The 13,688-nt window shown below is 44.1% G+C and carries 4 protein-coding genes, 14 tRNA genes, 3 rRNA genes and 1 CRISPR repeat array; of the genes, 1 reads left to right on the forward strand and 20 read right to left on the reverse strand.

Features of this window, described 5'->3' with window-relative positions; translation table 11 throughout:
- Positions 1 to 62 precede the first annotated feature (62 nt).
- Complete coding sequence (locus tag R8495_RS10160) at positions 63 to 3,071, reverse strand: leucine-rich repeat protein (protein ID WP_317635358.1); 3,009 nt, start codon at positions 3,069 to 3,071, stop codon at positions 63 to 65.
- Positions 3,072 to 3,686: 615 nt separating this feature from the next.
- Between R8495_RS10160 and R8495_RS10165 the strand changes: the two genes are divergently transcribed.
- Positions 3,687 to 3,995 (forward strand): hypothetical protein, encoded by a 309-nt coding sequence (locus R8495_RS10165; RefSeq protein WP_317635359.1) that lies wholly within the window; start codon positions 3,687 to 3,689, stop codon positions 3,993 to 3,995.
- Positions 3,996 to 4,081: 86 nt separating this feature from the next.
- Here the strand turns inward: R8495_RS10165 and R8495_RS10170 are convergent, their stop codons facing one another.
- The 19 genes from R8495_RS10170 to serS form a co-directional block, all read right to left on the reverse strand.
- The gene (locus tag R8495_RS10170) at positions 4,082 to 4,912 is read right to left on the reverse strand and encodes an aminoglycoside phosphotransferase family protein (protein ID WP_317635360.1); all 831 of its coding nucleotides are present in this window, start codon (positions 4,910 to 4,912) and stop codon (positions 4,082 to 4,084) included.
- A gap of 168 nt (positions 4,913 to 5,080) precedes the next feature.
- Positions 5,081 to 5,352: direct repeats of the CRISPR family, unit length 28 nt; unit sequence GGATCACCCCCGCTCACGCGGGGAATAC.
- Between the two features lie 321 nt (positions 5,353 to 5,673).
- Positions 5,674 to 5,761: transfer RNA gene (locus R8495_RS10175), tRNA-Ser, on the reverse strand.
- Between the two features lie 13 nt (positions 5,762 to 5,774).
- Positions 5,775 to 5,848 (reverse strand) — tRNA-Ile (locus tag R8495_RS10180).
- A gap of 4 nt (positions 5,849 to 5,852) precedes the next feature.
- Positions 5,853 to 5,923: transfer RNA gene (locus R8495_RS10185), tRNA-Gly, on the reverse strand.
- Positions 5,924 to 5,938: 15 nt separating this feature from the next.
- Positions 5,939 to 6,011, reverse strand: a tRNA-Phe gene (locus tag R8495_RS10190).
- A gap of 4 nt (positions 6,012 to 6,015) precedes the next feature.
- A tRNA-Asp gene (locus tag R8495_RS10195) sits at positions 6,016 to 6,089 on the reverse strand.
- Between the two features lie 2 nt (positions 6,090 to 6,091).
- Positions 6,092 to 6,163, reverse strand: a tRNA-Met gene (locus R8495_RS10200).
- A gap of 59 nt (positions 6,164 to 6,222) precedes the next feature.
- Positions 6,223 to 6,296 (reverse strand) — tRNA-Ile (locus tag R8495_RS10205).
- A 6-nt stretch (positions 6,297 to 6,302) separates the two neighbouring features.
- Positions 6,303 to 6,376: transfer RNA gene (locus R8495_RS10210), tRNA-Met, on the reverse strand.
- A gap of 27 nt (positions 6,377 to 6,403) precedes the next feature.
- Positions 6,404 to 6,477, reverse strand: a tRNA-Pro gene (locus R8495_RS10215).
- 4 nt (positions 6,478 to 6,481) lie between these two features.
- A tRNA-Arg gene (locus R8495_RS10220) sits at positions 6,482 to 6,555 on the reverse strand.
- A gap of 39 nt (positions 6,556 to 6,594) precedes the next feature.
- A tRNA-Gly gene (locus tag R8495_RS10225) sits at positions 6,595 to 6,666 on the reverse strand.
- Positions 6,667 to 6,717: 51 nt separating this feature from the next.
- Positions 6,718 to 6,790, reverse strand: a tRNA-Lys gene (locus tag R8495_RS10230).
- A gap of 3 nt (positions 6,791 to 6,793) precedes the next feature.
- Positions 6,794 to 6,866, reverse strand: a tRNA-Val gene (locus R8495_RS10235).
- Positions 6,867 to 6,870: 4 nt separating this feature from the next.
- A 5S ribosomal RNA gene (rrf, locus tag R8495_RS10240) occupies positions 6,871 to 6,987 on the reverse strand.
- A gap of 55 nt (positions 6,988 to 7,042) precedes the next feature.
- A 23S ribosomal RNA gene (locus R8495_RS10245) occupies positions 7,043 to 9,947 on the reverse strand.
- Positions 9,948 to 10,128: 181 nt separating this feature from the next.
- Positions 10,129 to 10,201: transfer RNA gene (locus R8495_RS10250), tRNA-Ala, on the reverse strand.
- A gap of 51 nt (positions 10,202 to 10,252) precedes the next feature.
- Positions 10,253 to 11,819 (reverse strand): 16S ribosomal RNA (locus R8495_RS10255).
- Together the 16S, 23S and 5S rRNA genes with 14 tRNA genes alongside form the textbook arrangement of a ribosomal RNA operon.
- A 481-nt stretch (positions 11,820 to 12,300) precedes the next feature.
- Complete coding sequence (gene serS, locus R8495_RS10260) at positions 12,301 to 13,599, reverse strand: serine--tRNA ligase (protein ID WP_317635361.1); 1,299 nt, start codon at positions 13,597 to 13,599, stop codon at positions 12,301 to 12,303.
- Positions 13,600 to 13,688 lie beyond the last annotated feature (89 nt).

Raw genomic sequence — 13,688 nt, forward strand, 5'->3', positions numbered from 1 at the left:
ATTTCTATAATATTTCAAAAGAGTGTATATCAAAAAAATCTTCTTGTCAACGATTTTCTAAATTAAGGCTGATCGTTCACAATCGTCCAAGTCATCTTCGCTTGATATTTTCCAGCACTTCCGAGACGAGGAATTGTCAGTTTTGTATTGCTGCTCGCTAAATTAACCGCCCAATTTCCTTGATTAGCGCTGGTTAAATTATCAAACAAAACTGTCGCCGCGCCATCGGTTGAGGAAAATTGCAACTGAGTACTGCTAAATAGTGGTTTAACTGGCGTCTCAATGTATCCGTCCGGAACGACCATATTACCGCTGGCGTTAATAGTCATCGTTCCAACTACATCCGGCCCCCCATGACCCACTGGCTTAAACTTAGACATTTGCGCACTTATTTGCGAGTGCGCTGCCGCGCTTCCGACGTGAAATTTCAATGATTTAGGACCATTAGCTAAAGCGTTCGTAGAACCATTATTGTGCATTTTACCAAAATCTAAATCAGGCATCCCGTTAAAGAAGAGCGCCGTTTTTAGAGCGTAATAAAAATTAATTTGCGGGTTAACTCCCGTGTCCTCTTCAAAAGTCCCGTTTTGGGCATCAAGTCCAACTGTATAGTTCCCAGCCGGGTCGCTTGATCCGACTAGCTCATAATCGCCACTAACGTCATGAATCTGATGATCAGCGACAAAATTCCAGTTTAACCCGACAAAACCGTTAATATTCGAAGTGTTGGGCGCCCCTGGAACCGGCGTGGTAGTTCGATTTCCGTTTTGATCAAGCAGATAATAATTCACCTTGACAGTCGATGTTGGCGTCGTACTTTTGGTGACAATCACATTTGCTACTGCGCTATCGTTTAAATGACTGTAAGTCACCGGATAGGTCCCAATTACGTTGGTGTTAACACTTGTTGGATTTACCGTTAGCGCTGAAAAAGGAAGATCGTTACCAGCGGCATCAACGGCACTAATGAAGTTATCAATCGGCTGCCAAGTAGAGCCCTGAATCACAATTAAGTCCCGCACCCGAATCCGACTATTGCCGAAATCGACCGTGTAAATCCCGTTATATGGCTTGTCCTCTTGACCAGCGGAAGTGATATACCCATCAAAGTTGAAAGTAAACCGACTTACCGAGGCTGGAATATGAAAACTCCCGTTTGAATAAGTTACACCATTCGTCAAATTAGAAAAACGCAGGCGTTTAGCTTGATCAGTCCCATCAACGTGAACATTAAACAAATCATCGACCGGGATATCGGATTGATAAACAAAATGCTTATAAATACTCTGACCGTTAAAAGTTTGATTTCCAATGCCAATCGGCGCATTTACTGGATCCATTTCAATGCTCCAAATACTATTCCAAGAAAATGCATCATAAAGATAGTTCAGATCACCTAATTTAGCTGCGCTTGGAATCACAACTTTTTCGAGCTTCCCTGCCCAAAAAGCTTGATGTCCGATTTCAGTCACTGTTGAAGGAATTATCACCTCTGGAAAACGAGTAAAAGCAAACGCCAACGGTCCAATTACTTCTAAACCAGGATTGAGCGTAAGATTTTTTAACGTCGAACTATAGAAAGCGTTGGCACCAATTTTCTTCACTGAACCGGGAATTTCGACAGTTTGCATCTTGTATGTATAAGAAAAACCATTTACAGGAATTTCTGCTAAAGTCGTTGGAAACTTTACACTCGTAAAACTCGTCGACATAAATGCTTGCTGTCCAATAGTTAGTAAGCCTTCCGGCAGAATTAAATCTCCCTTCAACTTTTTAGCTTCGCTAAAAGCGCTCATTCCAATCGTTTTGATCTGAGAAGGTGCCTCAAAGGTCAAAGTCGCATCTCCCGCACTTTGAAATGCCAATGAAAAGGCGTTATCCCCAATTGAAGTCACATTTTTCGGAATAAGAAGATCTCCTTCTAAACGATTACAATAAGCAAATGCTGAGCTGCCAATAGTTGTTAACGCTGAACCTGGGGCAAAGATGATTTGACTTGGACTATCTTGAAAACATGAACTAAAAGCACTGGTACCAATACTTGTGACGCTTGGAGGAATATTCACAATGCCAGCTAAGCGATTTGCACTCCAAAAGGCCTGATCGCCAATAGTTTGAAGAGTTGAATTTGCTTCAAAAGTTAAGGTTGTAGGTCCACCATTTTGAAATGCTCCCCCAAAGGCACTGGTAGAAATTTCAGTCACATTTTTTGGAATGAGTAAATTTCCTCCCAAGTAACTTGCATAGGCAAATGCTGATTCGCCAATGTATGTCAACGCTGAGCCTGGGGCAAATACTAGCTGGCTATTTGCTCTTTGAAAAGCCGAATAAAAAGCTTCTCTTCCAATCTGCGTAACACTAGCCGGAATTTCGAGCGTCCCCTGCAGCTGATAACAATAGGCAAACGTAGCATACTCGATCATGTTTAGTTTAGAGTTACTGGGAAAATTTATCGTCGTAAGACCTGTACAGCTTTGAAATGCACCTTTTCCGATACCTTGTAAATTAGCTGGAAAATTAAGAGTAGTTAAAGCTGGATCATTAGAGAACGCATAGGTTCCAATATATGTTAAAGTGCTGGGAAAGTTAATATTTTCCAGTTTAGGATTATTCTGAAGTGAATAGTCCCGTATCGTAGTCAATCCCTCATTTAGGTTCACTGTTTTCAAATTGGGACAATTGGCAGCAAAATAACCATCTGTTCCAACTCCAACTGAGATCATATACTGACCAGTAGTAATCGTTTGAATTGTGGGATTTGCACTAAAAACATCTCCGGTAGTCGTTACTTTATAGGTATTACCCCCCTGAGTTACCGTATCCGGAATTGTTACCTCTGGGTCAGTTCCATTATATTTTACGACCCGACAAGTAAAATTTATATTATCAAAATTATCAAAAGTGAATTGCTCCTGACCTGTCTTTAAAAGGCCTGACGGCGAAATTTGTTCTCCATGAGAGCTTTCAGGCTGATTGCCCGCATAGCTGGTAAATCCATGTAGCAGGGCAAATACTAATAAAATACTAAAAATTATAGTTGAAGAAACTACTAATATTTTTCTATTTTTCATTATTCTATTCTTCTATTCAATAAAAAAGGTCTATCCAACTGATTTATTTTACTACCAGAAATTGAAAAAACACTTCAAAGTTTACTTCATTTTTTATTGATATTTGGTCCTGTGCCGATTAAATCCCCAAAAAATGGTTACATCTACATCATTTCGCATTATTATGAATAATATAACGGTAATTAAAAATAAGAAAATCACGGCGTTTTCATTTTTAAAAAATCCAAGCCAGTAAGGAATCCAGCTAAATCACCAAGTCCCAAAAACTCGATAAAATTTATTCAACTTATAATGTATTTCCCTATGTGAATCCCTATTGTCTCTAAGGTAATGATTATACTGCCTTAGCAAAACGGATTTGCTGCACGGAGATATTATTGCTCTTTGTTGGATGATTAATCCGCACATCAAAAAAAATCTGTGCCTGAATATCTAAAAAACCGCTTAATAGACTCAAAAAAAGGGATATTTGGATCAAACAAATAAAATTACCGACCAAAGACGTGAATTGATCCAAAAATATTCTGCGATCATTGAGTTCATCAGGCTCATAATGTGAATTTGATTAAAAAAGAATGGGCAAATTTTCAAAAAGCAACGTGATGCTGATTTTATTTGCGCTCAGTCGGATATGATGATGAGGCAGCTTATCACCAGCGAGAAATCCAAAATCGTAAGAATCTGCAATTAATCATGCATGCTAGAGTCCTAGAGAACGAAGGAGAATTAAAAAAAGCAGCCAAAATTCTGCTTTCAATTGATCCGAATACTTTTAAACTTTATCAAAGAATTGCGATAAATTTGCGCAAGCAAAAAGACTATTTAACTGACTACGAGCCAAACGGAAACGAACGCCAAAAAATTGAAGAACGCCTGACAACAGCTGAAAAATTATTAGCTAAAGAAATGGAGGCTGTGACATAACTGTCTCTCAAAAATAAAATAACGCTGATGAAATCGAAATTGTTCCTGATCTCGTTTTTTCATCAGCGTTTTTCTTTAAACTTAGATTATAATCGCGTGGATGACCGATTTTTGTAACTTATGTCACAGCCTCTTTTTTGTTGCGTTACATCTTCCAACATTTGCTCTGCTATAGCTGCAAATTCAGGATCATCAACTTTTGTGACGTAATCTTTAATCCCAAGCGCGGTATCGAAAACCAAAAAAAGCCACGTCTCTGGATCAATCGAATTAAACTCACCGTACCCTTTTAAGAAAGCTTCAATAAGTTCTGTTTGGCCAGCAAAATCTTGATAGAAAAGTTTAACAAAATCACGCTGGGCGATCCCTAATTGAGCACGCTCAAAGTCAATTAAAGTAATTTTCCCTGCAACTAGTTTATAATTTCTCAAACCTACATCACCATGAAGAACGACTTGATGGCTCAAATCAGCATCTATAATAGCTTGTTTTTGAATAAATCTCCCACTTAGCTCTTCGAATCCTGAACGAGTAAAATTAGCCCGAAAACTCGTAATTTGAGTAAAGGGCTGGACAGCGTGATGAAACTTTCTTAGCATTTCCCCCATTTTGGTCGCTAACTCACGAGTAATTGGGGGGATTAGATCAGCAGGCGCTAAGTCCTTCATAATTAAAATCGGCTGTTCATCGTTAAATATATCAAGGACACGATTATTCAATTGCTTGTTCACCTGCAGCTCAGCATTCATCTTAGCTCTTTGGTGAGGAGCAAATACCTTGACGAATACGTGACATCGATAACGATTGCTGAATCCAACAAAAAGTTGATTTAGCGAAAAATGTTTGATTGGTTTACAAGTTCCGTCAATAAGACGATCGATTTTTCTTTGGTAATTAATTTTATAATAGCGCTCCAATCTATCGCGAAAGCTTCTTTATAATCGGTATAATTACCAATTAATACGCTAAAATTCTGCAACATTGCTGATTGCTGTACCTTTAGTGACAATTTTTTGAATAAATTTCAACATAATTAACAAATTGATCTTTCTATGGGCGTGTCGGGGCAGAGTTTATTTAACGAAACGTGACCCCCGCTCACGCGGGGAATACAATGACGGCGCTCAAACTGGTAATTTTATAGTAGGATCACCCCCGCTCACGCGGGGAATACAAGGTCAGATCTGAATTTTTTAAAAATATATCGGGATCACCCCCGCTCACGCGGGGAATACGGATGACTCTCTTGGAAAAGATGGAGATCTGTAGGATCACCCCCGCTCACGCGGGGAATACAAAGAAGCTAGATAAAGCAAATATGATTGATTAGGATCACCCCCGCTCACGTGGGGAATACACTTAAAAAAAGCATTAAACAAGTATCTATATTAAAGTTAAACCACTAATATAATTACTTTGGATCACCACAGGTTTACAAGAAAGTTCGATTTAAGACATCTGCTCGAACAATTCTTGTTAGTGTAATTCTAACATACGGAGCGGTCTTCTTTTTTGTTTTGCCAAAAATCTAAAATTGGTATAGGTAAAAAAAGAGCGCCGATCATTACTGATCAACACTCAATATTATAGAGCCACAAAAAAAGATAACCAATAAAGATTATCCTTTAATCAAATCCGCGAGTCCTGAAAAACAGAATCTCGTCATGCCTTGGAGTTACGGAGAAAGAGGGATTCGAACCCTCGCACCAGTTTCCCGGTCTATACCCTTAGCAAGGGCACCTCTTCAGCCACTTGAGTATTTCTCCATGATACAAAAAATGGGCCTAAATGGACTTGAACCATCGACCTCACGCTTATCAGGCGTGCGCTCTAACCAGCTGAGCTATAGGCCCAAAGAGCGGGTGACGAGAATCGGACTCGCGACAACAGCTTGGAAGGCTGTGATTTTACCACTAAACTACACCCGCATAAAAATAAAAAAGTGGCGCGGGACGGAATCGAACCGCCGACACATGGAGCTTCAATCCATTGCTCTACCGACTGAGCTACCGAGCCTATACGGTCACATCGGGGTTCGAACCCGAGATCTCCTGCGTGACAGGCAGGCGTCCTAACCAGCTAGACCATGCGACCAATTGCGGGGGCAGGATTTGAACCTACGACCTTCGGGTTATGAGCCCGACGAGCTACCACTGCTCCACCCCGCGATATTACTATTAAACACTAAACGAACAAATTTTTCAACTACTTTTTTTAGCTCAGCTGATGGACCTTGTAGGGCTCGAACCTACGACCTGACGGTTATGAGCCGCCTGCTCTAACCAGCTGAGCTAAAGGTCCAAGCAATCGCGGCGGGGGGGATCGAACCCTCGACCTCCCGGGTATGAACCGGACGCTCTAGCCAGCTGAGCTACACCGCGATATCGTGTTGAAATCAACGATTCCAATCGGGAAAACAGGATTTGAACCTGCGACCCCCTGGTCCCAAACCAGGTGCTCTACCAAACTGAGCTATTTCCCGAGCATGCACCCAGTAGGAGTCGAACCTACAACCTTCTGATTCGTAGTCAGACACTCTATCCAGTTGCGCTATGGGTGCAACACAATATTAAAAACTTTACCAGTTAATCACTAGTAAAGCGGAAGACGGGATTCGAACCCGCGACCCCCACCATGGCAAGGTGATGTTCTACCACTGAACTACTTCCGCACATTAGTAGAAGCACCCAATAGACTGGTATCCAGAAAAACTCATCTGGTATGAGTCGTGACGGGTTCGAACCGTCGACCCTCTGATTAAAAGTCAGATGCTCTACCGACTGAGCTAACGACTCAAGTGGAGATTACAGGGCTTGAACCTGTGACCCTCTGCTTGTAAGGCAGACGCTCTCCCAACTGAGCTAAACCTCCAATTGTGTGGCAGCTTCCTACCCTCGCAGGCACTTACGCACCAACTACTCTCGGCGTTAAGAAGCTTTACTTCTGTGTTCGGAATGGGAACAGGTGTTTCCTTCTTGCTTTCGCCACCACACTCGTGTCCTTCGACACTCAAAACTAAATATCTACTTCACCACATTACTCTCGTCCCGGTTAAGACCTCGACTTATTAGTACTGGTCCGCTTCATACGTCGCCGTACTTCCACTCCCAGCCTATCTACCTCTTCTTCTTAGAGGAGTCTTACTACCTTACGGTATGGGAAATCTCATCTTGAGGTTAGTTTCTCACTTAGATGCTTTCAGCGATTATCTATTCCATACTTAGCTACCCAGCTATGCCTTTGGCAAGACAACTGGTTCACCAGCGGTATGTTCATCCCGGTCCTCTCGTACTAAGGACAAATCCTCTCAAATTTCCTACGCCCGCGACGGATAGGGACCGAACTGTCTCACGACGTTCTGAACCCAGCTCGCGTACCGCTTTAATGGGCGAACAGCCCAACCCTTGGGACCAACTCCAGCCCCAGGATGCGATGAGCCGACATCGAGGTGCCAAACCTCCCCGTCGATGTGAACTCTTGGGGGAGATAAGCCTGTTATCCCCAGGGTAGCTTTTGTCCGTTGAGCGATGGCCCTTCCATGCGGTACCACCGGATCACTAAGCCCGAGTTTCCTCCCTGTTCGACTTGTAGGTCTCACAGTCAAGCTCCCTTTTGCCTTTGCACTCTGCGAATGATTTCCAACCATTCTGAGGGAACCTTTGGGCGCCTCCGTTACTCTTTAGGAGGCGACCGCCCCAGTCAAACTGCCTGCCAGACACTGTCCCTCTATCTCTCGTAGTAGGTTAGAACACTCATCTAATCAGGGTAGTATCCCACCAGCGTCTCTACTCAAACTGACGTCCAAGTTTCATTGACTCCTACCTATCCTGTACAAATTACACAAATGTTCAATATCAAGCTGCAGTAAAGCTCCATGGGGTCTTTCCGTCCTGTCGCGGGTAACCCGCATCTTCACGGGTATTATAAATTCACCGAGTCTCTTGTTGAGACAGTGCCCAAATCATTACGCCTTTCGTGCGGGTCGGAACTTACCCGACAAGGAATTTCGCTACCTTAGGACCGTTATAGTTACGGCCGCCGTTCACTGGGGCTTCAGTTCACTGCTTCGGATTACTCCTAACAGCTCCCCTTAACCTTCCAGCACTGGGCAGGCGTCAGCCCCTATACTTCATCTTACGATTTAGCAGAGACCTGTGTTTTTGATAAACAGTTGTTTGGGCCTTTTCACTGCGGCTGATCAATCTCTTAATCAGCACCCCTTCTCCCGAAGTTACGGGGTCATTTTGCCGAGTTCCTTAACAAGAGTTCTCTCGCTCACCTTAGGATACTCTCCTCAACTACCTGTGTCGGTTTGCGGTACGGGTATATACTCCCTCACTAGAAGCTTTTCTCGGCAGTGTGAAATCTGTACCTTCGCTACTTTATTTCGCTCCCATTCGTATCTCACCATTATCAGAAAAAAGCTTTTCTCTCTTTTCCTGACTCGATACTTAGACATGCATTTCCATCAGCATGCGTACTTATCCTCCTGCGTCACTCCTTCGCTCAATCAGTCATATATAGTGCAGGAATATCAACCTGCTGTCCATTAGATACGCCTCTCGGCTTCTCCTTAGGTCCCGACTAACCCTGGGCGGACGAACCTTCCCCAGGAAACCTTAGTCTTTCGGTGAATAGGATTCTCACCTATTTCTCGCTACTTATGCCGGCATTCTCACTCCTATACGCTCCACTGCTCCTCACGATACAGCTTCTCCGCATATAGGACGCTCTCCTACCACGTACATTCTTCATGCACATCCACAGTTTCGGTATCATGCTTAGCCCCGGTACATTTTCGGCGCAGGGTCACTCGACTAGTGAGCTATTACGCACTCTTTTAATGATGGCTGCTTCTAAGCCAACATCCTAGTTGTCTCTACAACCCCACTTCCTTTTCCACTTAGCATGTATTTTGGGACCTTAACTGGTGATCTGGGCTGTTTCCCTTTCGACAATGGATCTTATCACTCACTGTCTGACTCCAGAGGTGTTTTATAGCAGTATTCGCAGTTTATCTGGATTCAGTAACCATTGACTGGCCCCTAGTCCAAACAGAGCTCTACCTCCACTATACTTTCCTCCAGGCTAGCCCTAAAGCTATTTCGGAGAGAACCAGCTATCTCCAAGTTCGATTGGAATTTCACCGCTACCCACAACTCATCCCCGCATTTTTCAACATACGTGGGTTCGGTCCTCCAGTAAGTTTTACCTTACCTTCAACCTGGTCATGGGTAGGTCACTTGGTTTCGGGTCTATATCTACGTACTCGCGCCCTTTTCAGACTCGCTTTCGCTTCGGCTCCGTCTTCTCAACTTAACCTTGCACGTAAACATAACTCGCCGGCTCATTCTACAAAAAGCACGCCATCAGCCTTTAACGGCCTCTGACTACTTGTCAGCACACGGTTTCAGTATCTATTTCACTCCCCTTCCGGGGTTCTTTTCACCTTTCCCTCACGGTACTGTTTCTCTATCAGTCACCAGGTAGTATTTAGCCTTGGGAGATGGTCCTCCCTGCTTCAAACGGGGTTTCACGTGCCCCGCCTTACTCAGGATCCTGCCTCACTCTTCTTAACTTTCGTTTACGGGACTCTTACCCTCTATCGTGTGCTTTCCCACGCAACTTCAACTAGTTATTCCAACCTTAATGGCAGTCCTACAACCCCAACAGTAAACTGCTGGTTTGGGCTCTTTCCTTTTCGCTCGCCGCTACTAAGAAAATCGATCTTTCTTTCTCTTCCTGTGGGTACTTAGATGTTTCAGTTCCCCACGTTCCCCCTTAATACCTTTACAGTATTAAGTAGATACCTTTCCAGATATCTGGGTTTCCCCATTCGGATACCCGCGGATTATAGCTTACTTACAGCTCCCCGCGGAATTTCGGTGTTCGTTCCGTCCTTCATCGGCTCCTGGTGCTTAGGCATCCACCGTGCGCCTTTTCTTCTTAACCTTTGACTCTTTTTCGTCTCGTTTCCATCCTCTCGGACTTCTTCTTAACGCGCAATGTGGCTTCTTTATCAGCTAATAGTCTCTCAACTATCAACTTTTAGTAGATATTCAGTTTTCAATCTCCAAGTCTCACTGACCTTCTTTAGCTTCCATACTCTCGTACTTCTTCTACTCCCGGTCAATGGAGGATAGCGGGTTCGAACCGCTGACCTCCTGCGTGCAAAGCAGGCGCTCTCCCAACTGAGCTAATCCCCCAACACTTCGCTCTCTCAAAACTAAACAAGTCAAGCTTTCCTTTTTCCTTAGAAAGGAGGTGATCCAGCCGCAGGTTCTCCTACGGCTACCTTGTTACGACTTCACCCTAATCATCTGCTCCACCTTCGACAGCTGGCTCCTCCGAAAAGGTTGCCTCACCGGCTTCGGGTGTCTCAAACTCTCATGGTGTGACGGGCGGTGTGTACAAGGCCCGGGAACGTATTCACCGCGGCATGCTGATCCGCGATTACTAGCGATTCCGACTTCGTGTAGGCGAGTTGCAGCCTACAGTCCGAACTGAGAATGGCTTTCAGAGATTAGCTTACTCTCGCGAGTTCGCAACTCGTTGTACCATCCATTGTAGCACGTGTGTAGCCCAGGTCATAAGGGGCATGATGATTTGACGTCATCCCCACCTTCCTCCGCATTATCTGCGGCAGTCTCTTTAGAGTGCCCATCTTACTGCTGGCAACTAAAAATAAGGGTTGCGCTCGTTGCGGGACTTAACCCAACATCTCACGACACGAGCTGACGACAACCATGCACCACCTGTCTTCCTGTCCCCGAAGGGAACATACTAATCTCTTAGTACCTCAGGAGATGTCAAGACCTGGTAAGGTTCTTCGCGTTGCTTCGAATTAAACCACATGCTCCACCGCTTGTGCGGGCCCCCGTCAATTCCTTTGAGTTTCAACCTTGCGGTCGTACTACTCAGGCGGAATACTTATTGCGTTTGCTGCAGCACTGAAGGGCGGAAACCCTCCAACACTTAGTATTCATCGTTTACGGCGTGGACTACCAGGGTATCTAATCCTGTTCGCTCCCCACGCTTTCGAGCCTCAGCGTCAGTTACTAGCCAGTCAGCCGCCTTCGCCACTGATGTTCTTCCATATATCTACGCATTTCACCGCTACACATGGAGTTCCACTGACCTCTCTAGTACTCAAGTCTAACAGTTTCTGATGCACGTCCATAGTTGAGCTATGACCTTTCACATCAGACTTATTAAACCGCCTGCGCTCCCTTTACGCCCAATAATTCCGGACAACGCTCGCCACCTACGTATTACCGCGGCTGCTGGCACGTAGTTAGCCGTGACTTCCTCGTTAAATACCGTCAAGTGAATACCAGTTACTTTACTCACCCTTCTTCTTTAACAACAGAGCTTTACAATCCGAAAACCTTCTTCACTCACGCGGCGTTGCTCCATCAGACTTTCGTCCATTGTGGAAAATTCCCTACTGCTGCCTCCCGTAGGAGTTTGGGCCGTGTCTCAGTCCCAATGTGGCCGTTTACCCTCTCAGGTCGGCTACGTATCATCGCCTTGGTGAGCCTTTACCTCCCCAACTAGCTAATACGCCGCAGGTCCATCGATTAGCGACAGCTTTAAGCCGCCCTTTCCTCAGTTAATCATGCGATTATCTGCTCTATCCGGTATTAGCACTTGTTTCCAAATGGTATCCCCGTCTATTCGGTAGGTTACCTACGTGTTACTCACCCATCCGCCGCTAGTTCCACTGATTCCACCCGAAGGTTTCCTCTGCTTCCCTCGCTCGACTTGCATGTATTAGGCACGCCGCCAGCGTTCGTCCTGAGCCAGGATCAAACTCTCATTTGATTTCTCTAACTCATTATCTTAAACCTTACTGGCTTTTCAATAATTCTCGTTATCCTTTGTGGTTTTACGACCCTCTTGTCGGTTTTCCGAGTCTCTCTCGCTGTTGATCTCCTCAACAGGGGTTTGAAGCTCTCAACTACTTCTTCTTTCCTTCTCTCGAATTTTCAGAATTTTCATCTTCACTTCTGAGCTTGACTTGTTCAGTTTCCAAAGAGCAAATGTTCCGTCATCCCTCACCGCTACTAGCTTCTTTCAACTCTTCGCTCGCTCGCGACAACTTTTATATATTACCTCGTTTAACAACCTCTGTCAACTCTTTTTTTCAACCTTTTTTCGTTCTTCTTCGTTGACCGCTTTTTTGACCTTTTTCCTTTTTTCGGCCGCAAAAACATCGGTTATCTCTCAAACAAGATATATATCATTATACCTGCTTTCTCGCTTTTGTAAATAAAAAATCCCCTTTTTTTGAGGATTTTTTTTATTAAGGTTTAATAAAGTCAGGATCTGCCTCGATCTTCGTCTGATTATGGAAGTAGGGAACCAAGACTTCTGGCACGTTAACTGAGCCATCAGCGTTTTGGAAATTCTCCAAAATTGCTGCCACAATTCGACCAACTGCTAGACCTGAGCCATTTAATGTATGAACTAGTTTAACTGACCCATCTTCTGTGCGGTAGCGAATCTGGGCACGGCGCGCCTGGAAGTCTGTACAGTTGGAGCAGCTAGAGACCTCGCGATAAGTATCTTGGGCTGGCATCCAAACTTCTAAATCGTAAGTCTTCGCCGAAGTAAAACTAGCATCTCCTGCTGCTAATTTGATGACCCGATAAGGAAGATTTAATTTCTGCAAAATATTCTCAGCATCGTGGGTCATCTTCTCTAGTTCCTCCCAAGAATTCTCGGGCAAAACATATTTCACCATTTCAACTTTATGGAATTGGTGCATCCGGATTAAGCCACGGGTATCACGACCTGCACTTCCTGCCTCCGAACGAAAAGAAGGACTAAAAGCAGTCACATAAATCGGCAGCTTCTCTGCTGGCAAAATTTCTCCGCGATAGTAGTTAGTTAGAGGAACTTCCGCCGTTGGAATCAAAGTAAGGTCGCTATCTTCATTGGTAATCGTATAAGTATCTTCGGTAAACTTCGGAAATTGTCCCGTTCCAAACATTGATTCGTCATTCACTAAATAAGGAACTTGCATTTCTTTGTAACCTTCTTTATGATGCTCATCTAACATAAAGTTAATTAGCGCCCGTTCCAACTCAGCTCCTTTGCCGTAATAATAGACAAAACGAGAGCCCGCAACTTTTGCTGCACGCTGAAAATCAAGCAGTCCAAGCTCCTCACCAATTTCAAAATGTGCTTTTGGCTTAAATGGAAGTTTTGTTTTTTCGTGCCACGTACGAACTTCCTCTGCGTCTTCTTCGTTCATGCTCATCGGCACATCATCAGCGGGAATGTTAGGCAACCGCACAATTCGATAGTTAAATTTTTCGTTAACTTCTGCTAATTGTTCATCTAGTTCTTTAATCTCAGCACCTACTGAACGCATCTGGCCAATCTGCTCATCAGAATTCTCGCGGTTTCGTTTCTTTTGCGCAATCTGTTCACTTACTTCATTACGCTTGGCTTTGAGCGTCTCCGTCTTAACCAGCATCTCGCGACGTTTGGCGTCAATTGATAGAAGTTCGTCGATTTCCTCAGGCTTAACGCCCCGCCATTTTAACTTATCTTTGACCCAATCGGGTTTCTCCCTAATCACTTTAATATCGAGCAAGATCACTTCTCCATTTCTTTTTTTATTTTTATTATTGGTAAAAACCGCACAGTTTGCAAGGACTTTGCAAAAAATTATCTAAGTTATTT

It is taken from the genome of Xylocopilactobacillus apicola (assembly GCF_033095985.1).
In the GTDB taxonomy this organism is placed as follows: Bacteria; Bacillota; Bacilli; order Lactobacillales; family Lactobacillaceae; genus Xylocopilactobacillus; species Xylocopilactobacillus apicola.